The 26867-nt window shown below is 68.6% G+C and carries 28 protein-coding genes; 19 read left to right on the plus strand and 9 right to left on the minus strand.

The genetic code is table 11. The annotated features are described in order from the left end of the window. Positions 1 to 441: 441 nt before the first annotated feature. Positions 442 to 984 (minus strand): hypothetical protein, encoded by a 543-nt coding sequence (locus AC07XP_RS13880; protein WP_159278950.1) that lies wholly within the window; start codon positions 982 to 984, stop codon positions 442 to 444. A gap of 123 nt (positions 985 to 1107) precedes the next feature. Here AC07XP_RS13880 and AC07XP_RS13885 point away from each other — a divergent pair, with 123 nt between their 5' ends. Continuing rightward, complete coding sequence (locus AC07XP_RS13885; protein ID WP_062470498.1) at positions 1108 to 2079, plus strand: LysR family transcriptional regulator; 972 nt, start codon at positions 1108 to 1110, stop codon at positions 2077 to 2079. Positions 2080 to 2129: 50 nt separating this feature from the next. On the opposite strand, the gene AC07XP_RS13890 is transcribed toward AC07XP_RS13885, so the two are convergent. Next, positions 2130 to 2303, minus strand: a complete 174-nt coding sequence (locus AC07XP_RS13890; protein ID WP_167394953.1) for a hypothetical protein — start codon at positions 2301 to 2303, stop codon at positions 2130 to 2132. Between the two features lie 129 nt (positions 2304 to 2432). On the opposite strand from AC07XP_RS13890, the gene AC07XP_RS13895 reads away from it, so the two are divergent. Further along, positions 2433 to 3239, plus strand: coding sequence for a metallophosphoesterase (locus AC07XP_RS13895; RefSeq protein WP_495264989.1), 807 nt, complete (start codon positions 2433 to 2435; stop codon positions 3237 to 3239). A 16-nt stretch (positions 3240 to 3255) separates the two neighbouring features. On the opposite strand, the gene AC07XP_RS13900 is transcribed toward AC07XP_RS13895, so the two are convergent. After that, positions 3256 to 3990 (minus strand): GntR family transcriptional regulator, encoded by a 735-nt coding sequence (locus tag AC07XP_RS13900; RefSeq protein ID WP_062470492.1) that lies wholly within the window; start codon positions 3988 to 3990, stop codon positions 3256 to 3258. A 297-nt stretch (positions 3991 to 4287) separates the two neighbouring features. Between AC07XP_RS13900 and AC07XP_RS13905 the strand changes: the two genes are divergently transcribed. From AC07XP_RS13905 to AC07XP_RS13940, 8 genes are all read left to right on the plus strand, one after another. Then, positions 4288 to 5625, plus strand: coding sequence for an aromatic ring-hydroxylating dioxygenase subunit alpha (locus AC07XP_RS13905; RefSeq protein ID WP_495264990.1), 1338 nt, complete (start codon positions 4288 to 4290; stop codon positions 5623 to 5625). A 10-nt stretch (positions 5626 to 5635) separates the two neighbouring features. Next, the gene (locus AC07XP_RS13910; protein ID WP_495264991.1) at positions 5636 to 7084 is read left to right on the plus strand and encodes a glutamine synthetase family protein; all 1449 of its coding nucleotides are present in this window, start codon (positions 5636 to 5638) and stop codon (positions 7082 to 7084) included. A gap of 8 nt (positions 7085 to 7092) precedes the next feature. Then, positions 7093 to 7416 (plus strand): 2Fe-2S iron-sulfur cluster-binding protein, encoded by a 324-nt coding sequence (locus AC07XP_RS13915; protein ID WP_495264992.1) that lies wholly within the window; start codon positions 7093 to 7095, stop codon positions 7414 to 7416. Positions 7417 to 7513: 97 nt separating this feature from the next. Continuing rightward, positions 7514 to 8713, plus strand: coding sequence for an ABC transporter substrate-binding protein (locus AC07XP_RS13920; RefSeq protein ID WP_495264993.1), 1200 nt, complete (start codon positions 7514 to 7516; stop codon positions 8711 to 8713). A gap of 36 nt (positions 8714 to 8749) precedes the next feature. Continuing rightward, on the plus strand, positions 8750 to 9610 hold the full coding sequence (locus AC07XP_RS13925) for a branched-chain amino acid ABC transporter permease (protein WP_062470478.1): 861 nt from the start codon (positions 8750 to 8752) through the stop codon (positions 9608 to 9610). Continuing rightward, entirely contained in the window at positions 9607 to 10569 is a 963-nt protein-coding gene (locus AC07XP_RS13930) for a branched-chain amino acid ABC transporter permease (RefSeq protein WP_495264994.1), read from the plus strand. The genes AC07XP_RS13925 and AC07XP_RS13930 overlap by 4 nt, the downstream gene beginning before the upstream one ends. Next, positions 10566 to 11333, plus strand: coding sequence for an ABC transporter ATP-binding protein (locus tag AC07XP_RS13935; RefSeq protein WP_495264995.1), 768 nt, complete (start codon positions 10566 to 10568; stop codon positions 11331 to 11333). The genes AC07XP_RS13930 and AC07XP_RS13935 overlap by 4 nt, the downstream gene beginning before the upstream one ends. Next, positions 11326 to 12054, plus strand: coding sequence for an ABC transporter ATP-binding protein (locus tag AC07XP_RS13940; protein ID WP_495264996.1), 729 nt, complete (start codon positions 11326 to 11328; stop codon positions 12052 to 12054). The genes AC07XP_RS13935 and AC07XP_RS13940 overlap by 8 nt, the downstream gene beginning before the upstream one ends. Before the next feature lie 4 nt (positions 12055 to 12058). Here the strand turns inward: AC07XP_RS13940 and AC07XP_RS13945 are convergent, their stop codons facing one another. From AC07XP_RS13945 to AC07XP_RS13955, 3 genes are all read right to left on the minus strand, one after another. Beyond that, on the minus strand, positions 12059 to 12409 hold the full coding sequence (locus tag AC07XP_RS13945; RefSeq protein ID WP_495264997.1) for a hypothetical protein: 351 nt from the start codon (positions 12407 to 12409) through the stop codon (positions 12059 to 12061). Between the two features lie 101 nt (positions 12410 to 12510). Further along, a complete protein-coding gene (locus AC07XP_RS13950) occupies positions 12511 to 13680 on the minus strand; it encodes an ABC transporter substrate-binding protein (protein ID WP_495264998.1) in 1170 nt (389 codons plus the stop codon). 85 nt (positions 13681 to 13765) lie between these two features. Next, the gene (locus AC07XP_RS13955) at positions 13766 to 15358 is read right to left on the minus strand and encodes a phospholipase D family protein (RefSeq protein WP_495264999.1); all 1593 of its coding nucleotides are present in this window, start codon (positions 15356 to 15358) and stop codon (positions 13766 to 13768) included. Positions 15359 to 15454: 96 nt separating this feature from the next. On the opposite strand from AC07XP_RS13955, the gene AC07XP_RS13960 reads away from it, so the two are divergent. Continuing rightward, positions 15455 to 16684, plus strand: a complete 1230-nt coding sequence (locus AC07XP_RS13960) for a nucleoside recognition domain-containing protein (protein WP_495265000.1) — start codon at positions 15455 to 15457, stop codon at positions 16682 to 16684. 6 nt (positions 16685 to 16690) lie between these two features. On the opposite strand, the gene AC07XP_RS13965 is transcribed toward AC07XP_RS13960, so the two are convergent. Continuing rightward, a complete protein-coding gene (locus tag AC07XP_RS13965; protein ID WP_495265001.1) occupies positions 16691 to 18688 on the minus strand; it encodes an alkyl/aryl-sulfatase in 1998 nt (665 codons plus the stop codon). Positions 18689 to 18820: 132 nt separating this feature from the next. Here AC07XP_RS13965 and AC07XP_RS13970 point away from each other — a divergent pair, with 132 nt between their 5' ends. The 5 genes from AC07XP_RS13970 (at position 18821) to AC07XP_RS13990 (ending at position 22727) form a co-directional block, all read left to right on the plus strand. Further along, positions 18821 to 19735, plus strand: a complete 915-nt coding sequence (locus AC07XP_RS13970; protein ID WP_495265002.1) for a LysR family transcriptional regulator — start codon at positions 18821 to 18823, stop codon at positions 19733 to 19735. 50 nt (positions 19736 to 19785) lie between these two features. Then, positions 19786 to 20295, plus strand: coding sequence for a flavin reductase family protein (locus tag AC07XP_RS13975; RefSeq protein ID WP_495265003.1), 510 nt, complete (start codon positions 19786 to 19788; stop codon positions 20293 to 20295). Continuing rightward, positions 20292 to 20795, plus strand: a complete 504-nt coding sequence (locus tag AC07XP_RS13980; protein ID WP_495265004.1) for a BON domain-containing protein — start codon at positions 20292 to 20294, stop codon at positions 20793 to 20795. The genes AC07XP_RS13975 and AC07XP_RS13980 overlap by 4 nt, the downstream gene beginning before the upstream one ends. Positions 20796 to 20877: 82 nt before the next feature. Beyond that, the gene (locus AC07XP_RS13985; RefSeq protein ID WP_062470449.1) at positions 20878 to 21786 is read left to right on the plus strand and encodes a DMT family transporter; all 909 of its coding nucleotides are present in this window, start codon (positions 20878 to 20880) and stop codon (positions 21784 to 21786) included. Continuing rightward, the gene (locus tag AC07XP_RS13990; protein WP_495265005.1) at positions 21783 to 22727 is read left to right on the plus strand and encodes a glutaminase; all 945 of its coding nucleotides are present in this window, start codon (positions 21783 to 21785) and stop codon (positions 22725 to 22727) included. Before AC07XP_RS13985 ends, AC07XP_RS13990 begins: the two co-directional genes overlap by 4 nt. A gap of 7 nt (positions 22728 to 22734) precedes the next feature. Here the strand turns inward: AC07XP_RS13990 and AC07XP_RS13995 are convergent, their stop codons facing one another. After that, positions 22735 to 23724: an NAD-dependent epimerase/dehydratase family protein gene (locus AC07XP_RS13995; protein ID WP_495265006.1), complete on the minus strand. Its 990-nt coding sequence runs from the start codon at positions 23722 to 23724 to the stop codon at positions 22735 to 22737. A 95-nt stretch (positions 23725 to 23819) separates the two neighbouring features. On the opposite strand from AC07XP_RS13995, the gene AC07XP_RS14000 reads away from it, so the two are divergent. Beyond that, positions 23820 to 24776, plus strand: a complete 957-nt coding sequence (locus AC07XP_RS14000; protein WP_495265007.1) for a LysR family transcriptional regulator — start codon at positions 23820 to 23822, stop codon at positions 24774 to 24776. Further along, positions 24777 to 25271 (plus strand): hypothetical protein, encoded by a 495-nt coding sequence (locus AC07XP_RS14005; RefSeq protein ID WP_070061358.1) that lies wholly within the window; start codon positions 24777 to 24779, stop codon positions 25269 to 25271. A gap of 165 nt (positions 25272 to 25436) precedes the next feature. Here the strand turns inward: AC07XP_RS14005 and AC07XP_RS14010 are convergent, their stop codons facing one another. Further along, entirely contained in the window at positions 25437 to 25673 is a 237-nt protein-coding gene (locus AC07XP_RS14010; protein WP_495265008.1) for a hypothetical protein, read from the minus strand. Between AC07XP_RS14010 and urtA the strand changes: the two genes are divergently transcribed. Beyond that, positions 25672 to 26865, plus strand: coding sequence for an urea ABC transporter substrate-binding protein (urtA, locus tag AC07XP_RS14015; protein WP_495265009.1), 1194 nt, complete (start codon positions 25672 to 25674; stop codon positions 26863 to 26865). The two genes, AC07XP_RS14010 and urtA, sit on opposite strands and share 2 nt — an antisense overlap. Positions 26866 to 26867 lie beyond the last annotated feature (2 nt).

The following is a 26867-nucleotide window of genomic DNA, read 5'->3' on the forward strand; positions in this document are numbered from 1 at the left end:
TTTCAAACCGCGTCAACTTTCGAAGACTTTCTTCACCACCCACAACCAACGCTCCTGAGAGCACCAGTCGCTTCGAAAACCAGAGGTGTTCAGCAGCGAAGCCTGCCAGTGTATGTCATTTTGGGTGCCGAAGCCAACACGAGATGAAAAGAATCTTGCAGTGAGACCGCTCCACAGCTTGCCGCGCCTTCAGGCACCGCTTGATCTCACTGCGCTCCCCAGTAGCGACTCCATCCGCCCCCTTATATATATAGAGAGGCGTACGCTCCCCTAACGAGGGTGCCATCGAGCAACTCCTGCAGCGCCTCCATGACAGCAGAGACATTCGCCAACCTGCATCGACTCAGCCCCCAATGAAAAATGCCCGTCGAGCATACGTCCGACGGGCATTTGACCCAACTCAGCTACAACCGAGCACTTCGGTGCCCGGCCCAGCCTTGCTTAGTAGTAACGCGAGCTGTTCATGCGGCGCATCGCTTCGTACAGCGTGGGCATGCGCACCTCTTGCGAACGGCGGTTCATGCGGGCCAGGGCGTCGACCTTGGCGACGGCCTGAACCGACACGACGTCCTCCGACTGCTGGCGCCACACCGCGGCTTGCAGCTCTTGCATGATGCGCGGATCGCTCTGGGCGGTCGCCAGGAAGCGGGCGTCTGCACGCGCTTGCGCACGGCGCTCTGCAGCTTCGCGCCACAGGGTGGCCAGGCTGCTCTTGCGGACCGAGCCGACGAAGAGTGCGAACAGGGCGATGGCGGCGACGCAGAACACGGTCCATGCGGCGAGCAGCGCGCCTTCGTCCCAGTTGGAGACGATCTTGTCGGCGACCACGAGCACGGCGGCCGCGAGGGCCAGCACGAACAGTGCGATCAGCGGACGGGCGCCATGGGCACCGGCGCGGGCGGCCTGGATCTGGCCGAAGAGAACTTCGGCGCGACGGACGCCGGGATGTTCGGTGGGTTGGTCAACGTGGACAAAGCTGGTCATGATGCATCCCTCCTGGGGACAAGTGGTAATCAGTGGTGGCGAACAAGGCCGATGACCTGATATTAGGGATTACCCCAGTGTTCCGCCACTTTATCTTTCTGATGTTTATCATTCATATCACTGATGGACGTCAATTTCCGCACATTCGACCTCAACCTGCTGCGCGTCTTCGATGAGGTGATGGCGGAGCGCAACCTCACGCGCGCCGCCCGCAACCTCGCGATCACCCAGCCGGCCGTGAGCAACTCGCTGCGCCGTCTGCGCGAGCTCTTGGGCGACGAGCTGGTGCGGCGTTCCGGTGCGGGCGTGGAACCCACGCCGCGCGCGCAAGCCCTCTGGCCGACGGTGCGCGACGCCTTGCGCCAGCTGCAGCACACGCTGGCGCCCGGCGAGTTCGATGCCGGCACCGCCGACACGACCTTCCTGCTGGCCATGGCCGATGCCACGGCCGCCGAACTCATGCCGGGCCTGGTGAAGATTGCGGAAGAAGAAGCCCCGGCCATCTCGCTGCGCGTGCTGCCGCTGACCACGCGCGACCCGCGCCGCATGCTGGAGCACGAAGAAGTCGACATGGCGATCGGCTACTTTCCCGCCGTGATCGCGAGCCTGGCGGCGCGCGGTCAGTCGGGGGTGGGGGTGCCGTTCGAGACCCAGCGGCTCTACCTGGGCCAATATGTCTGTGTGATGCGGCGCGGCCATCCACTGGCCAGCGCACCGCTGACGCTCGACAGCTACTGCACAGCGCGGCACCTGCTGGTGAGTTTTTCGGGGCGGCCGTACGGCTTCATCGACCAGACGCTGGGCGCCATGGGGCGCGAGCGGCGGATCGCGGTGACGGTGAACCAGTTCTTCACCGCCGGGCGCGTGGTCGCGAATTCGGACCTGCTGGCGGTGCTGCCGCGTCACTTCGTGAGCGTGACGGGCATCGAGAATCAACTGGTGGTGCGGGACCTGCCCTTCGACCAGCCGCCGGTGCACGTGGATGCCATCTGGCACCGGCGCGCCCAGCATGGGCATTCGCACGAGTGGCTGCGCACGGCGCTGTTGCGCTCGGCGGCCGCGGCGTTTGCGGGCTCGGTCCACGGGCAGGCGTGACCTGCCCTTGGATCCCGGGTGCGCCGCACGGGGCGGCGCGCGTCAGCGAATTACCTGACGACGCTGAGCCAGGCGGAAGCCGCCGCACGCAGCTCCTGCGCGTGGTGCGCACCGCGACCGGCACGGCTGTCGGCGCTTTCCATCAGCGCAGCGGCGTGGCTGGCGGGGGTCTGGCTCGGCGACGAACGGAAGAAACGGGCCACTTGGGCAAGAAGACTGAACATGACGGTGCGCGGCTTGTGGCTGCGACGGGGTTGATTAACGATGGATGTAGATTAAGGGTAATCCCTAGTAAAGCAAGCCCCAGGTTATGCATCTCACGCATAGTGCGATTCACCTAGACTGACCCGACGATGAAGCTGCAACTGCTCTCCGACCTCCACCTGGAATCCCATCCGCGTTTCCACGCCGACCCCATCCCGGGCGCCGACCTGCTCGTGCTCGGGGGCGACATCGGCTCCTACCAGGAAGGCTCCCGCCTGGCGGACACCGACTTCGGCCTGGGCCGCTTCTCGCCGCGCAAGGGCTGGCCGACGCCGGTGGTCTACGTGCCGGGCAACCACGAGTACGACAACCTCGACTTCGACGCGACGCATGCGCGCCTGCGGGCGCTGTGCGACGAGCTCGGCATCCTCTGGCTGGAGCGCGAGACGCTGGTCATCGAAGGCATCCGCTTCATCGGCACCACGCTGTGGGCCGATTTCGACGCGCTGGTCGAGCCCCGCGACGGCCTCACCGAGGCGCTCAAGAAGCGCGGCAAGGCGATGCGCGCGGCCGATTTCTACCTCGAGAAAATGGCCGGCACGCGCAACGGCAAGCCCTTCATGTCAGCCGAAATGAGAGAGCAAGCGCTCACCTGTCAGGCCTGGTTGCGTGATGCGCTGGCCCAGCCTTACGACGGCACGACAGTGGCCATCACCCATTTCGCGCCCAGCCTCGCCAGCGCCGATCCGCGCTACGGACTCACCCCCGGCACCGCGGGCTTCTGCAATTCACTCGACGAATTGCTGCCGCACGCACAGCTGTGGCTGCATGGCCATCTGCATTGCCCGTTCGATTACGTGAAGGACGGCTGCCGCGTGGTCGCCAACCCGCTGGGCTACCGCAGCAACGGCGAACAAGAGGGCTACCAGCCCCAGCTGCTGATCGAGATCCGCTGACCGGCCGTTTCGCCGGTCAGGCGGTGCGCCCCTTGGCCACGAGCCGGATGCCCGGCATGAGCTCGGCCGCGAGCTCGGGCCGCTCCAGCGCGTAGTCGAGGTTCATGCGCGCGATCTCGACGTGCTCCTCGCCGAGCGCCTGCGCCCGCGAGCCCTGGCCGCGCTCGATGGCCTGCACCATCGCGTGGTGCGTGCGGTGCGCCTGGCGCATCCACTGCTGGCCCTCCTCCATCGACGACTGCATGGGCAGCATGGCGCTGGGGGCGGCGAAGGGCTGGCCGCCGAGCATGTCCATCACGCGCTTGAGCGCTAGGTTGCCGCAGCCTTCGAGGATCAGCCGGTGGAAGCGGTCGTTCATCTCGACGTAGGCCGCGTAGTCGTCGATCTCCATGCTGGGCTTGTTGACGGCGCGGTCGCCGTCTTCCAGGCAGTCCTTCAGGTCGCGCAGCAGCTGGCGCGACACGCCGTCTTCCGCCAGCAGGCGGGCGGCAAAGCCCTCGATCACGCCGCGCACGCGGATGGCGTCGGCCACTTCCTGCGAGGTGAAGCGGCGCATCTGGTAGCCGCCGCTGGGCGACTGCTCGATGAGCCCTTCGTGCTCGAGGCTGGCCAGCGCCAGGCGCACCGGCGTGCGCGAGGCCCCGAGCTTCTCGGCCAGCGGGATCTCGGCCAGCCGCTCTCCGGGCACGAATTCGCCCTTGAGGATCAGGTCGCGCAGTTGCACGAGCACGCGGGATTGTTGGGAGTCCATCGGGAGGCGCCAGGGCAACAAGGAGAGGGATGAATGGGCGGATTCTAGGAGACCCGCCCGCCACTGCACGCAGCATAGCCAAACGGGCGCGGTTGTTGCATGCACTGCAAACAGAAGTGTGTCAAAAACACACAATCACCTCAGAGTTAACCCTATATATGACCGCTTCAAGCCCCAAAACAGGGCGAATTGGCCGATGAAAGTTTGACCTTTGTCAAAAATCACCAAGACAATGCATACAACTGCATGCAATGCCTGCAGGCCTTCTGACAAAGACCTCTCGATGGAGCCCGCACGATGATCAGCGCCGAGCAAAACGATTTCATCACCCGCGTCGGACCCGGCGCGCCCGCCGGCAAGCTGCTGCGCCGCTACTGGCAGCCGGTGGCCCTGGCCGACGAACTGGCGGGCCCGCGCCCGGTCAAGCCCGTGAAGCTCATGGGCCAGGACTTCGTGCTGTTCCGCGACGAGAGCGGCCAGCTCGGCATGCTCGACCGCGACTGCCCGCACCGCGGCGCCGACCTGGCCTTCGGCCGGCTGGAAAACGGCGGCATCCGCTGCGCCTTCCACGGCTGGCTGTTCGACGCCAAGGGCAACTGCCTGGAGACCCCGGCCGAGCCCGCCACCAGCAAGCTGTGCAGCCGCATCAAGCAGTCGGCCTATCCGGTGGTCGAGAAGGCCGGCATCGTCTTCGCGTACATCGGCGAGGGCGAGCCCCCGGCCTTCCCCGACTTCGACTGCTTCGTCGCGCCCGACACCCACACCTTCGCGTTCAAGGGCCTCTTCGAATGCAACTGGCTGCAGGCGCTCGAAGTGGGCATCGACCCCGCGCACGCCTCGTACCTGCACCGCTTCTTCGAGGACGAAGACACCTCCGAGAGCTACGGCAAGCAGTTCCGCGGCGCTTCGGCCGACTCCGACATGCCCATCACCAAGGTGCTGCGCGAGTACGACCGCCCCGACATCAGCGTGGAGCCCACCGACTACGGCTTCCGCCTGAAGGCGCTGCGCAAGCTGTCGGAAGACACCACCCACGTGCGCGTGACCAACGTGGTGTTCCCGCAGGCCTTCGTGATCCCGATGAGCGCCGAGATGACCATCTCGCAGTGGCACGTGCCCGTGGACGACACGCACTGCTACTGGTATGCCGTGTTCACCAGCTTCACGGGCCCGGTCGACAAACAGCAGATGCGCGACCAGCGCCTGAAGCTGTACGAGCTGCCCGACTACACCTCGCGCAAGAACAAGCGCAACAACTACGGCTACAGCATCGAGGAGCAGCTGACCGAGACCTACACCGGCATGGGCGACGACATCAACGTGCACGACCAGTGGGCGGTGGAGTCGCAAGGCGCCATCCAGGACCGCACGCGCGAGCACCTGGGCAGCACCGACAAGGGCATCATTGCCTACCGCCGCGTGCTGGTGAAGGCCATCGAGGCCACGCTCGCCGGCGAAACCGCGCCGATGCTCATCGACGCCGCGCAGGCCAGCGCCATGACCGGCCCGCCGTCGATCGACGGCATCGGCAAGGTGGTCGACGAAGCCGCCACCGAGGCCTACTGGCAGGACGCCGACCGCGCGCGCCGCCTGAAGTCCGACTGGGCGTCCGCACGCCTGGCCGCTACGGCCTGAGCACGCCGCCATGAGCAGCACCAACACCTTCGTCGACCGCTTCGGTCTCTGGTCGGCCGACCAGCATGCGCAGGCGCGCGAACTCGTGCGCCGCATCGACAGCGGCGAGGTGGACACCGTCCGCTTCGCCTGGCCCGACCAGCACGGCCTGCTGCGCGGCAAGACCCTGGTCGCGGGCGAGGCGCGCTCGGCCCTGTGGGAGGGCGTGAACCTCACGTCCACGCTGCTGGCCAAGGACACCTCGCACAAGACCGTGTTCCCCGTGTTCACCCAAGGCGGCGGCTTCGCCATCGAGGGCCTGCAGGGCGGCGCCGACTTCACCATCGTGGCCGACCCCGCCACCTTCAAGGTGCTGCCCTGGGCGCCGCGCACCGGCTGGATCCTGTGCGACGCCTACATGGCCGACGGCCGGCCCTGCCCCTTCGCCACGCGGCAGATCCTGCAGCGCGCGGTGACGCAGCTCGACGAACTCGGGCTGGACTTCATCGCCGGCCTCGAGGTCGAGTTCCACGTCTTCAAGCTCGAAGACGCGCGCATGGACCTGCCCGACTCGGGCCAGCCCGGCGAACCGCCGCGCGTGTCGCTGCTGTCGCATGGCCACCAGTACCTGACCGAGCTGCGCTACGACCGCGTCGACGGCCTCATGGAGCTGCTGCGCTCGCAGCTCGTGGCGCTCGGCCTGCCGCTGCGCTCGCTGGAGATCGAGTTCGGCCCGAGCCAGTTCGAGCTCACCTTCGGCCCCACGGCCGGCGTGACGCCCGCCGACACCATGGTGCTGCTGCGCAGCGCCATCAAGCAGATCTGCCAGCGCGCCGGCCTGCACGCCACCTTCATGTGCCGCCCGAAGATCCCGAACGTGATGTCCAGCGGCTGGCACCTGCACCAGTCGCTGCGCCGCAAGAGCGACGGCGTGAACGCCTTCATGCCCGAGCCCGGCGGGCGTGACCTCAGCGAGCTCGGCATGCACTACCTCGGCGGCCTGAAGGCGCACGCCTGCGGTGCGGCCGCGCTCGCCAGCCCGACGATCAACGGCTACCGCCGCTACCGCCCCTTCTCGCTCGCGCCCGACCGCGCGATCTGGGCGCGCGACAACCGCGGCGCGATGCTGCGGGTGCTCGGCGGCCCGGGCCAGAACGCCTCGCGCATCGAGAACCGCGTGGGCGAGCCGACGGCCAACCCGTACCTGTACCTCGCGTCGCAGCTGTTCTCAGGCCTGGATGGCATCCGCAACAAGACCAACCCAGGCCCCTCGGCCGATGCGCCGTACGAAACACCGGCGGAGCAACTGCCGCGCTCGCTCGGCGACGCCCTCGCCTGCCTGCGCCGCGACGAAATGCTCAACACGCAGATGGGCAAGACCTTCGTCGACTACCTGTGCCACATCAAGGAAGCGGAAATCGCCCGCTTCAACCTCGAAGTCAGCGAGTGGGAACACCGCGAGTACTTCGACATGTTCTGAGCCATTCAATGCCCACGATCCACTACATCCTCAAGGACGGCACCACGCGCGAGGTCGACGCCAAGGTCGGCGCCAGCGTGATGGAGACCGCCATCCGCGGCAACGTGCGCGGCATCGACGCCGAGTGCGGCGGCTGCTGCTCGTGCGCGACCTGCCACGTCTACGTCGACGACGCGTTCCTCGAACGGCTGCCGCCGCCCGACGACATGGAAAGCGCGCTGCTCGACGCCGTCGCGTCCGAGCGCCGGCCCGGTTCGCGCCTGAGTTGCCAGCTCAACGTGAGCACCGCCCTCGATGGCCTCACGGTGCGTGTGCCCGATACACAGGTCTGACCAACGCGTCGGGCATCATCGCCCGCTGCCAAACATCCGGTTACAAGCCAGCGGCGCCCGTGCGGCGCATTCCACTCCCACTGAAAGGCGTTTTTTCATGACGACGATGACCAAGCGAACCCTCCTCTCGACCCTGCTGCTCGCCGGCCTCGGCATGGCGGGCGCGGCCCAGGCCCAGACCACGGAGCCGCTGCGCATCGGCCTCATCGCGACCTACTCCGGCCCCTACGCCGACTACGGCCGCCAGTTCGACGCCGGCATCGCGCTCTATCTGAAGGAGCACGGCGGCAAGGTGGGCGGGCGCGCCGTGGAAATCATCAAGAAGGACACCGCCGGCCCGGCGCCCGACGCCGCCAAGCGCATCGCGCAGGAACTCATCGTGCGCGACAAGGTGAGCATCCTCACCGGCCTGGACTTCAGCCCCAACGCCTACGCCGTGGGCGCCATCGCCACGCAGGCCAAGATCCCCACGCTGGTGATGAACGCCGCCTCCTCGGCCATCACCACCAGCTCGCCCTACGTGGCGCGCCTGTCGTTCACCGTGCAGCAGGTCACCGACCCGATGGCGCGCTACATGCTCAAGCAGGGCGTGAAGGACGCCTACACCGTGGTCGCCGACTACGCCTCGGGCGTCGACGCCGAGACCGCGTTCAAGAAGGCCTTCACCGCCGGCGGCGGCAAGGTCTCGGGCGAGGTGCGCACGCCGATGAACAACCCCGACTTCTCGGCCTACGTGCAGCGCATCAAGGACGCCAAGCCCCAAGCCGTGTTCTTCTTCTTCCCCTCGGGCGTGATGCCGCCGGCCTTCCTCAAGGTGTGGAAGGAGCGCGGCATGGAGCAGGCCGGCATCAAGCTGTTCGCCACCGGCGAAGCCACAGACGACAGCTACCTGGACGCCACCGGCGACGTGGCGCTCGGCCTGGTCACCAGCCACCACTACTCGTTCGCGCACAACTCGCCGAAGAACCAGAAGTTCGTGAAGGACTTCGCCGCCGACAACGGCACCAAGCTGCGCCCCAGCTACTTCGCCGTGACCGCCTACGACACCATGGCCGCCATCGACCTGGCGCTGGCCAAGACCAAGGGCGACACCGCCGGCGACAAGTTCATGGACGCGCTCAAGGGCCTGAGCTTCGAGAGCCCGCGCGGCCCGATCGAGATCGACGCGGCCACGCGCGACATCGTGCAGACCGTCTACATCCGCAAGACCGAGCGCGCCAACGGCCAGCTGGTGAACGTGGAGTTCGACAAGTTCGAGCGCGTCAAGGACCCGGCCAAGGAAGCCGCTCCCAAGTAAGCCAACGCCAGCCAGCACGCAGCAAGCAGGAAATTCATGGGCATCGTGATCTTCGATGGAGTGGCCTACGGCATGCTCCTGTTTCTCATCGGCGTGGGCCTGTCCATCACGATGGGACTCATGAATTTCGTCAACCTCGCGCACGGCAGTTTCGCGATGGTGGGCGGCTACGCGGCCAGCGTGCTCATGAACCAGTGGGGCCTGGGCTTCGGGCTCTCGCTGGCGGCCGCCTTCGTGGCGGCGGCGGTGGTGGGCGCGGTGCTGGAGTTCGTGTTCTACCGGCGGCTGTACCGCGCGCACCCGCTGGACCAGGTGCTGCTGTCGATCGGCGTGGTGTTCGTCTCGATCGCCGCGTTCACCTACTTCTTCGGCCCGACGATGCAACCCTTCACGCTGCCGAAGGCGCTCGAGGGCCAGGTGTCGTTGCTGGGCCTCGAAGTGGGCCGCTACCGCCTGTTCCTGATCGGCTGCGGCGTGGCCGTGCTGGTCGCGCTGCTGCTGGGCCTGGGCAAGACGCGCTACGGCGCGATGGTGCGCGCCGCCGTCGACAACCAGCGCGTGGCGGGCGGCACGGGCATCCACGTGCAGCGCCTGTTCTTTCTGACCTTCTCGCTGGGCTGCGGCCTGGCGGGCCTGGGCGGCGCGCTGAGCCTGGGCATGCTGGGGCTGGAGCCGTCGTTCCCGCTCAAGTACCTCGTCTACTTCCTGATGGTGGTGTGCGTGGGCGGTGCGGGCACCGTCACCGGCCCGTTCATCGCGGCGCTGCTGGTCGGCATCGTCGACGTGGCGGGCAAGTACTACCTGCCTGAAACGGGCGCCTTTCTCATCTACGTGTTCATGATCGTCATGCTGCTGGTGCGCCCGAACGGCATCGTCGCCAAGAAGGGGCTCGCATGAAGCCGCTGAGCCTGTCCCCCGCGCAACTGCGCGTGGCCGAAATCGCCTTCTGGCTCGCGCTCGCCTCGAGCTTCTTCCTCCTGCCCGACAAGCTCACGCTGATGAGCCAGATCATGATCTTCGGGCTCTTCGCCGTGTCGCTGGACATGGCGCTGGGCTACGCAGGCATCCTCACCGTGGGCCACGCCGCCTTCTTCGGCGCGGGCGCCTATGCGGCCGGCCTGCTCGCCAAGTACGGCTGGAGCGAGCCCTTCACCGGCCTGGCGTTCGCGCTCGCCGTGTGCGGCCTGCTGGGCTACGTGCTGAGCTACCTCGTGGTGCGCGGCGCGGACCTCACGCGGCTGATGATCACCATCGGCGTGTGCGTGCTGCTGTTCGAGCTGGCCAACCGGCTCTCGGGCATCACGGGCGGCACCGACGGCCTGCAGGGCGTGGTGATCGCGCCGGTGCTCGGCCTGTTCGACTTCGACCTCTACGGCAAGACCGCGTTCGGCTATGCCTTCGGCGTGGTGCTCGCGATGTTCCTGCTCGTGCGGCTGGTGCTGCGCTCGCCCTTCGGCCTGGCGCTGCGCGGCATCCACGACAGCCGCAAGCGCATGACGGCCATCGGCTCGCCGGTGGAAGCGCGCCTGCGCATGGCCTACGCGATGTCGGCCGCGGTGGCCGGCGTGGCGGGCGCGCTGCTGGCGCAGACCACGCAGTTCGTGGGCATCGAATCGATCAGCTTCAACCGCTCGGCCGAGGTGCTGATCATCCTCGTGCTCGGCGGCACCGGGCGGCTGTACGGCGGCCTCATCGGCGCCATCGTCTACATGCTGGTGCACGACTGGTTCGCCGACATGAACCCGCAGTACTGGATGTTCTGGCTCGGCATCTTCCTGATCGCGGCCGTCATGCTCGGACGCGGCGGGATCATGGGCGCGCTCTCGCGCGTGGTGCGCACGGGGAAGGCGCAATGACCTCGACCACCACGCACGCGCTGCGCACGCAGAACCTGGGCATCCGCTTCGGCGCCTTCCAGGCCGTGAGCGAGGTCAACCTGTCGCTCGAACCCGGTGCGCGGCAGGCGCTGATCGGGCCCAACGGCGCCGGCAAGACCACGCTCATCAACCTGCTCACGGGCGTGTTCAAGCCCACCAGCGGCCAGATCCACCTGGGCCCGCGCGACATCACGCGCCTGCCCGGCGACAAGCGCGCCCGCATGGGGCTGGCGCGCACCTTCCAGATCAACACGCTGTTCCCCAGCCTCACGCCGCTCCTGTCGGTGGTGCTGGCCATCAGCGAGCGCGAAGGCCTGGGCGCCACCTGGTGGCGGCCGCTCAAGGGCTGCACCGCCGTGTTCGACGAAGCGCATGCGCTGCTGGCCACGCTGAAGCTCGACGCCCTGGCCGACGTGCCCGTGGCCGAGCTGGCCTACGGCAAGCAGCGGCTGCTCGAGATCGCGCTGGCGCTCGCCGCCAAGCCCCGCATCCTGCTGCTCGACGAGCCCGCCGCCGGCGTGCCGGAGGACGAGAGCGGCGAACTCTTCGAAGCCATCGCGGCGCTGCCGGCGGACATCAGCGTGCTCTTCATCGAGCACGACATGAAGCTCGTGTTCCGCTTTGCGCGCCGCATCTCGGTGCTGGTGGGCGGACGCATCCTCACCGAAGGCACGCCCGCCGAAATCGGCGCCGACCCGCGCGTGCGCGAGGTCTACCTCGGAAGCTCGCACCACCATGGCTGAATCCGCCGCACTGGCCTTCGACCGCGTCACCGCCGGCTACGGCAACGCCGTGGTCCTCGACCGCCTCGACTTCTCGCTGCGGCCCGGCGAAAGCCTGGCCATCCTCGGGCGCAACGGCGTGGGCAAGACCACGCTGCTCGAAACGCTGATGGGCAACACCCGCGTGATGCAAGGCGCGATCCGCTGGCAGGGCGCCGACATCACGCGCTGGCCCGCGCACCAGCGCGTGCGCGCGGGGCTGGGCTGGGTGCCGCAGGAGCGCGAGGTGTTCCCCTCGCTCACGGTGGAAGAAAACCTCACGGTGATCGCCCGCCCCGGCAGCTGGACCTTGCAACGGGTTTATGAGTTCTTTCCGCGCCTGCGCGAGCGGCGCGGCAACTACGGCAACCAGCTCTCGGGCGGCGAGCAGCAGATGCTCGCCATCGGCCGCGCGCTCATGACCAACCCGAAGCTGCTGCTGCTCGACGAGCCCATGGAAGGCCTCGCGCCGATCATCGTGGAAGAGCTGGCCGCGGCGATCCGGCGCCTGTGCGAGTCGGAAGGCCTGGCCTCGATCGTGGTGGAGCAGCACCCGGTGCTGGCCCTGGACATGACGCACCAGGCGATCGTGCTGGAGCGCGGCACCGTCGTGCATGCGGGCCCGAGCGCGGCGCTGGCGGCCGACAAGGACTTGCTCGAAGGCCTGCTGGGCGTCGACATCGCCGAGGCGCCGGCCGGCTGAACCGTCAGGCCAGCAGGCCGATCCGCCGGGCACCGACAAAGAAACGCCACGACGCCAGCCCCCCGGCGATGAGGCTCACGCCCCACGACAGCCACACGCAGGTGTACAGGATGAAGGCCAGGCCGACGTCCACCACGGGCGCCAGGAAGGTCGTGTCCTTGCCGAACAGCACGTGGGTGCCCAGGCCCCACCACACGAAGTACGGCAGCGCGGCCAGGCACAGGCCGTAGACGAGGCTGGCCACCAGCGGGCCGAGATGCTCGCGCAGCACGGCCCAGCGCACGAGGAAGAACAGGGCCAGGTCCAGCAGCACCAGGGCCAGCAGGCCGAGGCCCAGGATGAGTTCGAGGGTCATGGCCGCACTGTAAGCATGCCGGCCCGCGACAGGGCCGTGCGCGCGCCGGCGTACCGGCAGGCGCTACCGCGCGCCGCAGCACGCGGTACGCCTCGACCGCATCAGCTCAGCATCTGCCCGCGGCTGCCGATCACGGCCACGTCCACGAACTGGCCGCCTTCGCGGTTGGAGCGGCCGTAGTTGATCTTCACGCCGCCCAGGTCGAAGTTCTCGATGCTCGCCATGCCGCCGAGCACGGCGGCGCGCGTCGGCGCGGGGCCGGCGCGGCGCAGGCCCTCGGCCAGCACGGCGGCGTTCATGTAGCCCTCCAGGCTGGTGAGCGAAAAATCCTTGGTGCCGTTGGCCACCATGTCGGCCTGGTAGCGGCGCACGATCTCGAACTTGGTCGAGTACGGCGACGGCACCACGATCACGAAGCCCAGGCCGCGTGCCAGGTCGCCCATGGCCGACAGCGCGCTGGCCGTGATCGACAGGCCGTAGGCCGAGCTGCTGTTGCCCGCGCCGCGCAGCGCCTTCAAAAACACCGGCGCCGTGCCGGCCAGGCCGACCACCACCACCTGCGGCTTGGCCTTGGCGATGGCCTCGGCGGCCGGGCCCACTTCCATGCTCGTGGTGTTGGGCGTGGTGGCGATCACCGCCGGCTCCAGCTTGGCCTTGGTCAGCGCGTTCTTGAACGCCGCCAGCACCGACTGGCCCAGTGGGTCGTTCGAATGCACGAGGCCGATGCGGGTCTGGCCCAGCACGGCGGCCGTGCTCACCAGCTTGTCGACCTCCTGGTCGTAGTTGGCGCGCACCCAGAAGGTGTTGGGCGAGGTCTTCTTGCGCAGCGCGATGGTGCCGGTGATCGGGCCGACCACGGCCATGCCGGGCACCGCGTCCATCACCTCGGCGGTCTGGCGCGTGCCCAGCGGGTGCACCAGCGCGAGCACCGAGCCGTCTTTTTCGAAGGCCAGCGCGTTGGCCTTGGCCACCTCGGGCTTGAAGGTGTCGTCGGCCATCACGAGCTCGACCTTGCTGCCGTGGATGCCGCCGGCCTTGTTCAGCGCGTTGAAGAACGCGGTGGAGCCCTGGTACAGCCCCTGGCCGTTGGCCTTTTCGACGCTGCTGTTGTCGAAGGTCGTCCCGATGCGGATCGCACGGTTCTGCGCGAACGCCGGAAATCCCAGCCCGACGCCGGCCGCGGCGGCCGTCGTGGCGGCCAGCCCGGAAAGAGCGCGGCGGCGGCTGGTGGAAAGCGGCGCGGTCGACTCGCGCGGCACGGGGACGGTCATGATCAAAGCCTCCAATAGTCGGTGACAAAAGTTCACATTTCAAACAGAAATGTAACGCACCTCACTGGATCGGTCATGACAAACCCTAGAGCAGCTCCTCGCCCACGATGGGTAAAAGCAACCAGTTCTTGAAGCGCAGCCAGAGGAATTCGCCCGGTTCGTCCTCGTGCACGATGTCCCCGCCGGCATCGTCGTATTCGAGCCACTGCACGCGCCGACCGCCCGGCGCGAGCCGCAGCCGGTAGCCCAGGTTGACGCGCTCGCCGTTCATGAGCTTGTCGTAGTCCTGCACCAGCCGCGGGCTGTCGATCACCAGCCCCATCTCGGTGTTGACGGCGGCCGAGCGGTGGTCGAGGTTCATCGAGCCGACGAAGAAGCGCTCGTCGTCCACGATGGCCAGCTTGGCATGCAGCCGGCTGATCGACTTGCCGAAGTCGCCGAAGCGCCCCGAACGCCCGGTGAGCGTAGGCGCAATCTCGTAGATGGTGACGCCGATCTTCAGCATGTCGGCGCGGTAGCGCTCGTAGCCCGCATAGGCCAGCGGTTCGTCGGTGGCGCCCAGCGAGTTGGTGACCACCGTGATGCGCCCGCCGCGCTCGATGGTCGCCTTCATCATCGCCATGCCGCGCGCGCCCGGAATGAAGTACGGCGAGCCGATCTTCACTTCGTGCTTCGCCGCCTGGATCACGCCGAGCGCGCCCTCGGTCACGCTGCCGCCGTAGGCCGCCTCGGCCTTGCGCGTGATCTTGTCGGGGTCGTCCACGAACAGCGTGGCCGGGGCCCAGTAGCGGTCGATGCGGCCGGTGGTGAGCTGCTCGCCGAGCGGCGACTTGTTCAGGATGTCGCGCTGGCGCATGGGCACGTCGGGCACGGCCGCGCGCGCCAGGGTGTCGAAGCGCCGCTGGGCTTCTTCCACCGGCACGCGCCGCGGCGCGATGCGCTCGATGGGCCAGGCGTGCTCGCTGTTCCAGTAGCGGTCGAAGCCCTCGGACATGCGGCGCACGATCGGCCCGCTGGAGAGCACGTCCATGTCGATGAAGTTCGCCGCCGTGCTGCGCATGAAGTACTCGTTGGCGATGTTGCGCCCGCCCGAGACGGCGAAGCTGTTGTCGGCCACCAGCAGCTTGTTGTGCATGCGGTGGTTGATGCGCCCGAAGTCGCCCAGCGAGAACAGCAGCCGCGCAGCCAGCGAGCCGGCGCGCGAAGGCAGCGGGTTGAACAGCCGCACCTCGATGTTCGGGAAGGCCGAGAGGCTGCTGAACACCTCGTCCTCGCCCGCCGTGTACAGGTCGTCCACCAGCAGCCGCACGCGCACGCCGCGCGCGGCGGCCTCGCGCAGTTCCTTGAGGAACAGCAGGCCGACGTCGTCGTTGCTGATCAGGTAGTACTGCACGTCGAGCGACTTCTGCGCGTGCCGCGCCAACGAGATGCGCGCGTCGAACGCAAACGCCGCCTCGGGCAGCAGCCGGAAGCCCGACAGCCCCGCCGCCCCGCCCGGCAGCGCGTCCTGGGCGGCCAGCCGGCCCAGGTCGGTGTCGGCCACGTCGGTGATCGCGTTCGTGAGCACCGGGTGCGGCGGCGGCGGCGGCAGGCTGGCGCAGCCCGCGAGCCAGGCGAGGGCCAGCCCGCTCGACACCAGGGCGACGAAGCGACGAAGGCGGAACAGGGCGGCGGCCATGGGTCGCACTGTAGCGCCGCAGAGCCCGGCCGGGGCGGCATGCCGCCCTATGATCAACGGCACACACGGCAGCCAACGAAAAGAAGGAAAAAACGCGTGCTCAATGGGTTGTGGCTGGGGTTCTTCGGGATGGCGGCGCTCGCAGCGCTGGGACGGTGGCTCGTCGGCGGCGACCCGACCGTGTTCGCGGCGCTGGTCGAAAGCCTGTTCGCGATGGCGCGGCTGGCCGTCGAGGTGATGGTGCTGCTGTTCGGCACGCTCACGCTGTGGCTGGGCTTCCTGCGCATCGCCGAAACCGCCGGCCTCGTCGGCTGGCTCGCGCGCCTGCTCGGGCCGCTGTTCCGGCGGCTGATGCCGGGCGTGCCGGCCGGGCACCCCGCACTCGGGCTCATCACGATGAACTTCGCGGCCAATGCGCTGGGGCTGGACAACGCCGCCACGCCGATCGGCCTGAAAGCCATGCGCGAGCTGCAGCGCCTGAACCCCGACCCCGTGACGGCCACCAACGCGCAGATCCTGTTCCTGGTGCTCAACGCCTCGTCACTGACCTTGCTTCCCGTCACCATCTTCATGTACCGGGCGCAGCAGGGCGCGAGCGACCCGACGCTGGTGTTCCTGCCGATCCTGCTGGCCACGAGCGCCTCGACGCTGGTGGGCCTGCTGTCGGTGGCGGCGGTGCAGCGCCTGCGGCTGTGGGACCCGGTGGTGCTGGCCTACCTGGTGCCCGGTGCGCTGCTGCTGGGCGGCTTCATGGCGCTCTTGGGCACGCTGTCGGCGGCGGCCATCGCCTCGCTGTCGTCGCTGCTGGGCAACCTCACGCTGTTCGGCGTGATCATCGTGTTCCTGGCGGCCGGCGCGATCCGGCGCGTGAAGGTCTACGAGGCCTTTGTCGAAGGCGCGAAGGAAGGCTTCGACATCGCGAAGCACCTGCTGCCCTACCTCGTCGCGATGCTGTGCGCGGTGGGCGTGCTGCGCGCCTCGGGCGCGCTCGACTTCGCGCTCGACGGCCTGCGCTGGCTGGTGCAGGCGGGCGGCTGGGACGCGCGCTTCGTCGACGCCATGCCCACGGCGCTCGTCAAGCCCTTCTCGGGCAGCGCGGCCCGCGCCATGCTCATCGAGACCATGAAGACCCAGGGCGTCGACAGCTTCCCCGCGCTGGTGGCCGCCACCATCCAGGGCAGCACCGAAACCACGTTCTACGTGCTGGCGGTGTACTTCGGCGCCGTGGGTATCCAGCGCGCGCGGCACACCGTGGCCTGCGCGTTGCTGGCGGAGCTGGCGGGGGTGGTGGCTGCGATTGCGGTCTGCTACTGGTTCTTCGGCTGAGCCTGCTTACTTGCGGGGCTCGACCACCGGGAACATCAGGTCGAAGTTGTCGAGCATCCCGAACAGCTCGCCCAGCTTCGCCCGGTTGCCGTCGATCTTCACGAGCCCCGACTGCACGGCCTCCGGAAAGGTCGTCTGCTTCAATGTGATCGCATCGAGCGTCGCCCGACTCAATGTGACGGTGGCGTCCGCACCCGCCGCCTGCTGGTTCTTCACGTGCGTGAGCGCCGAGTTCTCCAGCGTCAGCACGAACTTCTGGTTCGAATCGGTGAAGTTCCAGTTGACCACCATCGTCTTGCCCTCCGCCTTGGCCGCGTCGAGCCGCACGCCGAGGTAGTCGAAGAAAAGTTCGTTGCTCACGGCCTTGAGCGTGTCGCCGTTCGCGCTGCTGCCGCCCGGGATCTTCGGCACGCCGTTGCGCAGTTCCATCGCGCCCACCAGGTAGGCGCTGCGCCATGTGCCCGCTTCCGACTGGTAGCCCAGCTGTTCGAGCGCGTCAGCGCCGAGTTCGCGCGCCGCGCGGTTGGCCGGGTCGGCGTACACCACCTGGCTCATCGCGCTGGCCACCCAGCGGTACTCGCCCTTCTTGAAGTCTTCGCGGGCGCGCGCCACCACCGCGTCGGCGCCGCCCATGTACTCGACCGTCTTCTTCGCCTGCGCCACCGGCGGCAGCGGGTTCAGGTTGGCCGGGTTGGCGTCGTACCAGCCCAGGTACTTCTGGTAGACCGCCTTCGCGTTGTGGCGCAGCGTGCCGTAGTAGCCGCGCGTGGACCACTCCTGCTCCAGGCTCGCGGGCATGCGCAGCGTCTCGGCGATCTCGGACGCCGTGTAGCCATGGTTCAGCAGGCGCAGCGACTGGTCGTTGATGAACTTGTACATGTCGCGCTGCTTCTTCAGCAGGTCGACGATGCGTTCGCGCCCCGTGGTGGGCCAGTGGTGCTGCGCGATGAGCACGTCGGTCCTGTCGCCGAAGGCCACGCGGGCCTCGTCGATGTACTTGGCCCACAGGTTGCCGTCGCGGACCTCGGCGCCGCGGATCGTGTACAGGTTGTGCATGTTGTGCGTCACGTCCTCGGCCATGTTGAGCACACGGAACTGCGGCATGTACATGAGCATCTCGGACGGCGCCTCCGAGCCCGGCACCAGCTGGAACACGATCTGCACGCCGTCGATGGTGCGCTCCTCGGTGGTCTTCTCGATGGTCGAGGTGGGCGCGATCAGCGTCACGCTGCCGCGCGCCAGCGCCTTGCCCAGGCCGGTGTCGACCTGCCCGCGCGCGCCCGGCGGCAGCAACGTGCCGAACTGGTACTGCGAGCGCCGGTTCATGGCGTTGCCCGCCAGGATGTTCTCGGCCACCGCCGACTCCATGAAGCCCGAGGGAGCGATCACCTGCACCTTGCCCGCGGCCACGTCGGCCTCGCTGACCACGCCCTTCACGCCGCCGAAGTGGTCGGCGTGGCCGTGCGTGTAGATCACCGTGCCGACCGGCTTCTTCGGTCGGTGCTGGTAGTACAGCTCGAGCGCGGCGCGCGCGGTCTCGGCGGCCAGCAGCGGATCGATCACGATCAGCGAGGTGTCGCCTTCGACGATGGTGACGTTCGCCAGGTCGAAGCCGCGCACCTGGTAGACGCGGTCGGTCACCTTGAACAGGCCGTGGATGGCATTGAGCTGCGCCTGCCGCCACAGGCTCGGGTTGACCGTGTCGGCCGCCTCGTTCGCCTTCAGGAAATCGTAGGGCTTCATGTTCCAGACCGGGCGCGGGCCGCTGCCGCTCACGAGGGCGTCGGGCACGGTGCCGATGAAGCCGCGCATCGCGTCCTCGAAGTCCTGCCTGTTCGCGAAGGGCAGCGCCTTCGCCATGTCGGCGTTGGCCTTCAGCGTGACGGGCTCGGCCGCCTTGGGCGCGACCACCGGCTGCGCGGTGGCGGTGAAGGCACAGGCCCAGGCGACGAGGGCCAGGGAGAAGCGGGCGGAAGGCGCGGAAGCAGAAGCAATGCGGGTCATCGATGTCTCGGGGTTGTTGTCTGTCGAACGACGGGGCACGGGAAAGCACGGGGAGGCCGTGGCCGATTCTCGGAAGCACCCAACCCATTGGCAAATGCAAAATGTGCGCTTGCTTTTGAACCAAAACGCAAAATGCAGCTGCGCCACCTTCAGCACCTGATCGCCCTCGCCGAGCAAGGCAGCTTCGGGCGTGCCGCGCAGGCCGTGCACCTGTCGCAGCCCGCGCTCTCGCGCAGCATCGACGCGCTGGAGCAGGCGCTGAAGGCGCGCCTGGTCGACCGCGCCTACGGCACCGTGCGCTTCACCCAGGCCGGCGAGCTGGTGCTGGCGCGGGCCCGCGAGCTGGTCGCCGACGCGCGGCAGATCCAGCGCGAGGTGCAGCAGCTCGAAGGCCTCACGCTCGGCAGCCTCAATGTGGGCCTGGGCCCCTTCGCGGCCGGCCTGCTGGGGCGCGCGGCGCTGTCGCTCATGACGCAACGCCACCCGCAGCTGCTGATGCGCATGGAAGTGGCCGACACCCCCACCCTGAGCGAGCGCCTGCACCGGCGCCAGATCGACCTGTTCATTGCAGACACCCGCGACCTGAAGAAGCAGCCCGGCCTGAAGCTGGCGCGGCTGCCCAACGTGCCGGTGTCCTTCTTCGTGCGGCCCCGGCATCCGCTGCTCAGGCAGCCGGCGCCGGTCACGCTCGAGCAGCTCATGGACTACCCGGTGGCCGGCCCCAACCTGCCGGCCGAGGTGGCCGCGCATTTCGACCGGCAGATCCGCCGCACCGACCGCGGCGTGTTCAACGTGACCTGCGACGACGCCGACACGCTGCGGCACCTCGCGCTCACGGCCCACGCGGTGATCCTCGCGCCCCACGCGCCCGGCCTCACGCCCGAGACTGCCGCGCTCGCGCCGCTGGCCGTGGCGGGCCTGTCGCGCATGCGCACCCACTACAGCCTGGTGACGCTGGCGGGCCGCACGCCCTCGGCCGCCGCCACGGTCTATACCCGGCTGGTGACCGAGTTGCTCGGGCCGGTTCAGCAGCCCGCCAGAGCCTGAGCCAAAATGGCCCCTTCTCCGCCGTTCACCGCCTTGCCGTCCGTTCTCCCGTGACCACCTCCCGCCGGGCCCAGCCCCCCACCTTCTCGCCCGGCGAATTCCGCAAGGCACTCGGCATGTTCGCCACCGGCGTGACCATCGTCACCGCGCGCGCGGCCGACGGCAGCCTGGTCGGCCTCACGGCCAACTCGTTCAACTCGGTGTCGCTCGCGCCGCCGCTGGTGCTGTGGAGCCTGGCGCGCGCGGCGGCGTCGATGTCGGCGCTGCGCGCCGGCTCGCACTACGCGGTCAACATCCTGGCCGCCAACCAGAAGGCGCTGGCGGAGCGCTTCGCCACCAAGAACATCGACCGCTGGGCCGACGTGGCCTACACCGACGGCCTGGGCGGCGCGCCGGTGCTGCAGGGCGCGGCGGCCAGCTTCGAGTGCTTCAACCGCAGCCGCTACGACGAAGGCGACCACGTGATCTTCGTGGGCGAGGTGGAGCGCTGCATGCACGACCCCGACGCCTCGCCGCTGCTGTTCCACGGCGGGCGCTTCTACACCGAGCACCCGTTGTGAAACGCCCCGCGCTGCTGGCCGTCCTGCTGCTCGCCGCGCGGATCGCCACGGCGCAGGGCACCACTGAGCCATCGCCGCTGCGGCAGAACTGGTTCGACGACCCCTTCTTCCAGGTCACCGCGGGCCTGCCGGCCTGCCCCATGCCGCAGGGCCCCTACTACACCGCCGAGGAACGCCGCGCGCAGACCCACTCGCGGCTGGAGCGCGGCACCAGCTGCTGGCTCGCGGGCAAGTGCACCGACAGCAACGCCTACCGCTACGACAAGCCGCTCGCGCCGAAGGTGCGCGCCGCGCTGCTCGCGGTGCCGGGCGTGCGCCGCAGCAGCGTGTGGGTCACGGTGCAGCGCCGCTGGGTCTACCTTCAGGGCTGCGTGCCCGACGCGGCCCTGGCCCGCAAGCTCGAACGCGCGGCGCGCACCGTGGCCGAGGTCGAGACCGTGGTGCCCGACCTGATGGTGGGCACGCGCGGCAAGCCGCCCTACCCGCTGGCCGGGCACTGAGCGGCGCCGCACGGGTTCTTCGCCGGCGCGATACGATCATCGGATGAATTCCGCGGCCCGTGCCGCCACCGATTGACCGCGAATGATCCAGCGCAAGACCCACCTCGACTCCCTGGCCATCGGCCTGCTCATCGTCTGCTGCGCGTTCTGGGGCCTGCAGCAGATCCTCATCAAGACCACCGTGACCGAGGTGCCGCCGCTGTGGCAGGCCACGGTGCGCATGGTCGGCGCGGTGGCGCTGCTGTGGCTGTGGTGCGCGGTGCGGCGCGTGCCGCTGTTCGAGCGCGACGGCACGCTGTGGCCCGGGCTGCTGGCCGGCCTGCTGTTCGCGGGCGAATTTGCCGGCATCTACCTGGGCCTGCAGCACACCAGCGCCTCACGGCTCACGGTGTTCCTGTACACCGCGCCCTTCTGGGTCTCGCTGCTGCTGCCGCGCTGGGTGCCGGCGGAGCGGCTGCGCGGCTTCCAGTGGCTGGGCCTGTTCATCGCGTTCGCGGGCGTGGTGCTGGCCTTCAGCGAAGGCTTCGGCCACATGAGTTCGTCGCAGCTCATCGGCGACGGCATGGCGCTGGCGGCCGGCATGCTCTGGGGCCTGACCACGCTCACGCTGCGCACCACGCGCCTGGCCACGGCCAGCGCCGAGAAAACGCTCTTCTACCAAGTGGCCGTGACCGCCGCCGTCTGCCCCCTGCTGTCGCTCGCGCTGGGCGAAACCTGGGGCTTCTCGTACTCCGCCTGGGCCTGGACCTCCATCGGCCTGCAGACGGTGGTGGGCGCCTTCGCCAGCTACCTCACCTGGATGTGGCTGCTGCGGCACTACCCGGCGACGCAGATGTCGTCCTTCACCTTTCTCACGCCGCTGTTCGCGCTGATCTTCGGCGTGGCGCTGCTGAAGGAGCCGCTCACGCTGCAGCTGGTGGTGGCGCTGATCGGCGTGGCGCTGGGCATCGTGCTGGTGAACCGGCGGCCTGCGGTACAACGCCCGGCATGAGCAAGAAACTCCACCGATTCCAGCCCGTCCTCGACGAGATCGTCGCCACCCTGCGCCTGCAGCTCGGCCAGGGCGGCACCGTGGCCAGCTACATCCCGGCGCTGGCGCGCGTCGATGCGCGGCAGTTCGGCATTGCGCTGCGCACCTGCGACGGCGAGGAAGCCGGCGCGGGCGACTTCGAGACGCCCTTCTCCATTCAAAGCGTGTCCAAGCTCTTCACGCTCACGCTCGCCATGCAGCGCATGGGCGACGCGCTGTGGGAGCGCATCGGGCGCGAGCCCTCGGGCAACCCCTTCAACTCGCTGGTGCAGCTGGAGAACGAGCAGGGCAAGCCGCGCAACCCCTTCATCAATGCCGGCGCCATCGCGGTGGCCGACCGGCTCGTGAGCCAGGCCAAGGCCAAGGGCGGCAGCGCCAAGGCCGACATCCTCGCGCTCATGAGCAGCCTGTGCGGTGAGCGCATCGGCTTCGACGATGAAGTGGCGCAGTCGGAGGCCGACACGGGCTTTCGCAACGTCGCGCTGGCCAACTTCATGAAGAGCTTCGGCAAGATCGACAACGATGTGGCCGAGGTGCTCGACACCTACTTCCACCAGTGCGCGCTGCGCATGAGCTGCCGCCAGCTCGCACGCGCCGCCGCCTTCCTGTGCCGCGACGGCGCGCACCCGATCGCCGGCGAGCCCGAGGTCACGGGCGAGCGGCAGACGCGCCGCATCAACTCGCTGATGCTCACCTGCGGCACCTACGACGCGGCCGGCGACGTGGCCTTTTCGATCGGCCTGCCCTGCAAGAGCGGCGTGGGCGGCGGCATCGTCGCGGTGGTGCCCGACACGCTCACGCTGTGCGTGTGGTCGCCGGCGCTCGATGCGACCGGCAACTCGCTGCTGGGCATGAAGGCGCTGGAGATGTTCGTGGCGCGCACCGGGCTGTCGGTGTTCTGACGCACGTTCAGGCCGCGACGGCCACCGGCGCCACGGGCAGGCAGCCCATGCCGCCGAGCGCGGCCTCCACGGCTTCCTCGAGCGGCGTGTGCGGCTCGCGCCCCAGGAAGGCCACCAGCTTCGCGTTGTCCATGCCCACGGGCGTGCGCCACAGGTAGCGCATCTCGCGCAGTTCGCGAAAGGTGACGACGAAGGGCGAGGCCAGCGCCAGCAGCCACCACGGAAAGGCCGACACGCGCACCTGGGCGCCGGTGCGCCGGGCCACCACCTTGCGGATCGCGTCGCTCATGCGCGTGCCGTCGGCGTCCCAATGGCCGGCCATGTGAAAGCGCGCGAAGGGCGCGAGCCGGTCGCGCCGCGCCAGCAGCTCGACCATGGTGCGGGCCACGTCCGGCAGGTACGACCACTGGTGGCCCACACCGGGGTCGCCGGGGCAGCTGACGGCCCGGACGGGCTGGCCCGCCTTCACCAGCCCCTGCGAGAACCAGTTGTTGCCCGCCTTCGGGCCGAAGAAGTCGCCGGCGCGCACGATCAGCACGCGCGCGCCCTCGCGGCTGGCGTCTTCGAGGCGCTTTTCCATCTCGACGCGGATCGCGCCCTTGGCGGTGAGCGGACGCTGCGGCGAATCTTCGGCCAGCAGCGGGAAGGCATCGGGGCCGAAGTTGTAGACCGTGCCGGGCAGCACGACGGTCGCGCCCTCGGCCTTCGCGGCGGCGAGGGTGCTGTCGAGCATCGGCAGCACCAGCTCCGACCAGCCGCGGTAGCCCGGCGGGTTGACCGCATGCACGATGACCGAACAGCCCTTCGCGGCCCGCCGCACGGCCTGCGCGTCCATCGCATCGCCGGCCAGCCAGGTGATGCCCTCGCGCTTTCCTTCGACCGCGCCGCGCTTCAGGGCGCGCACCTCCCAGCCCGCATCGCACAGCTGGCGGGCCACCTCGCCGCCGATGCCGCCCGTGGCGCCGAGCACCAGAACCGTGTTGTCGTTGCGTGCCATGAAATGCTCCTGAACAGTGATCGATGGATGAATTCTGGGCAGGATGGGGTTCGAATGGAATTGCCGAACATGCACCACCGGCCATACATTTCCGTATGACCTGGAACATCAGCTGGGAGCTGTACCGCTCCTTCCTCGGCGTGCTGCGCGAAGGCTCGCTCTCGGGCGCGGCGCGCGCACTCGGCATCACGCAACCCACCGTCGGACGCCACGTGGCGGCGCTCGAAGAAGCGCTCGGCGTGGTGCTCTTCACCCGCTCGCAGGTGGGCCTGCTGCCCACCGAAGTGGCGCTCGCCCTGCGCACGCACGCCGAGGCCATGGAAAGCACCGCCGCCTCGCTGCAGCGCGCGGCCAGCAGCCAGGGCGACGGCGTGCGCGGCGTGGTGCGGGTGTCGGTCAGCGAGGTGGTCGCGGTGGAGGTGCTGCCGCCCGTCGTGGCGCGGCTGCGCGAGGCACACCCGGCGCTGAAGGTCGAGCTGGTGTCGACCAACCGCGTGCAGGACCTGCTGCGGCGCGAAGCCGACATCGCCGTGCGCATGGTGCGGCCCCGGCAGGCGCAGCTGGTGGCGCGCCGCATCGGGAACATCGAGCTGGGCTTCCATGCGCACACCAGCTACCTCGCGCGCCACGGCACGCCGCGCACGCCCGACGACCTGGCGACGCACGCGCTCATCGGCTACGACCAGCCTTCGGCCTTCGTGCGCGAGGCGATCAAGTCGTTCAAGTCGGTCACGGGCTTCACGCGCGATGCCTTTGCGCTGCGCACCGACAGCGACCTCGCGCAGCTGGCCCTCATCCGCGCGGGCGCGGGCATCGGCGTGTGCCAGGTGGGCCTGGCCAAGCGCGACGCCGCGCTGGTGCGCCTGCTGCCGCGCGCGCTCTCGCTGAAGCTCGACACCTGGGTCACGATGCACGAAGACCTGCGCCACAGCCCGCGCTGCCGCGTGGCCTTCGATGCGCTGGTCGAGGGCTTGCAACAGTACGTGGGCGCGGCGGCGGCCCCCGCGCCCCGGGCGACAATGCCCCGCGCAAGACCCAAAGCTTCTCCCTGAATGACGACGACCGATTCCCCCGACCACCTCCCCCTGCAGGAACCCCGCCTCTGGCGCGACGACCTCTGGACCGCCCGCATCATCAAGAACGAGGAAGACGACGGCTGGGCCGTCGAGATGACCCGCCACGGCGACCCCGAGCCCGCGCTCGTCGGCCCCTGGACCATGGGCCGCGACAAGAAGAACCCCAAGCCGCTGGACACCCCCGCCTTCCACACGCTGGTGAAGACCGCCGCCGAGGTGATCCGCCGCCACGAACAGCAGCTGCACGCCACGCTCAACAAGAGCGTGACGGTGACCGCGCGCAACGACCAGCGCGTGCGCGTGGCGCTGTCGATCGTGCCCGACGAAGACAACCCCTCGGCCACGCTCACGGCGTATGACGATGCCGACGACTCGGAACTGGCGAGCGTGAACGTGTCGCCCGCGTTCCGGCTCACGACCTCGAGCGCGACCGCGTGGATCGAGTCGGACTACGCACGCCCGCGCAGCTGATCTGTTCAGGCGCTGCGCGCGAATAGCACACGCGCCGCCCTTTCGCCAATTAGCGAAAGAGCGTATGTTCACGCCGGGGTGAGTTGAGAAGAATCCGCCCCAACGAGCAATCGTTCCCAGTCATACGACGCCCGCTGCCAGTGCTGCCAGCGAGGTGTCGGGCAATTAAGCCCGAATCGGTTTCACCACCGGTTCGGGCTTTTTTGTTTTTTCGGTCGCAACAACGCCTTTTTCAAACGGATGCGCGTCATCCGGTGGCGCAGCTTTGCCCGAAGAAAAAGCACTGGCAGCACAGCGCTCGTTTGCAGGGGCCGCGCGGCGGGAGGAGACACCCAAAACGCGGTTCCGAAGGTCGGATGTTCCTGATGACTCGCACAAAACCAAAGCAAAGGAATTTGACATGACGAACGCTTTCAACCGCCGCCAGATCGTGAAGACCGGCGGCTCGATGATCGTGCTGGGCGCCGCCGGCGGCGTGGCCGGCCTGGCCCGCGCGCAGGACGGCACCACCGTGAAGCTCGGCCTGCTGCACTCGCTCTCGGGCACCATCGCCATCGCCGAGGCCTCGCTGGTCGACGCCGAGAAGCTGGCCATCGAGGAGATCAACGCCGCCGGCGGCGTGATGGGCAAGAAGATCGAGGCCGTGGTCGAGGACGGCGCAAGCGAGAACTCGGTGTTCGCCGAGAAGGCGCGCAAGCTGCTGGAACGCGACAAGGTGGCGGCCATCATCGGCTGCTACACCTCGGCCTCGCGCAAGGCGCTGCTGCCGGTGCTCAACCAGGCCAAGGGCCTGCTGTTCTACCCCACCTACTACGAGGGCCAGGAGCAGGACAAGCGCGTGTTCTACCCCTCGCAGGAAGCCACGCAGTCGGTGATCGCGGCGGTGGAATGGATGGCGCGCGAGAAGGGCAAGAACTTCTTCCTCGTCGGCTCCGACTACATCTACCCGCGCACCTGCAACAAGATCGCCAAGCCCGCCATCGCGAAAGCCGGCGGCAAGGTGCTCGGCGAGGAGTACGCGCCGCTGGGCCACACCGAGTTCTCGTCGATCATCAACAAGATCAAGGCCGCCAAGCCCGACTGCATCTACAGCACGGTGGTGGGCGGCTCCAACGTGGCCTTCTACAAGCAGCTGCGCGCGGCGGGACTCGATGGCGCCAAGCAGGTGCTGCTCTCGACCGTGGTGTCCGAGAACGAGATCGATGGCATCGGCCGCGACAACGCCGCCGGCTACTACGCCTGCATGGGCTACTTCCAGAGCATCAAGTCACCGGCCAACGAGAAGTTCGTGAAGGCCTTCAAAGCCAAGTACGGGCAGGACCGCGTGATCGGCGACCCGATGGAGGTGGCCTACAACAGCGTGTACCTGTGGAAGCTGGCGGTGGAAAAGGCCAAGTCCTTCGACGTCGACAAGGTCACGACCGCCGCCGCGGGCGTGGAGATCGAGGCGCCCGAGGGCACGGTGCGCATCCACGCCACCAACCACCATGTGTGGAAGAAGGTGCGCGTGGGCCGCGCGCGGCCCGACGGGCAGTTCGACATCGTGTGGGAATCGCCGCAGCTGGTCGAGCCCAACCCCTTCCCGAAGGTCTGAAC

It is taken from the genome of Variovorax sp. GW531-E2 (genome assembly GCF_059423125.1).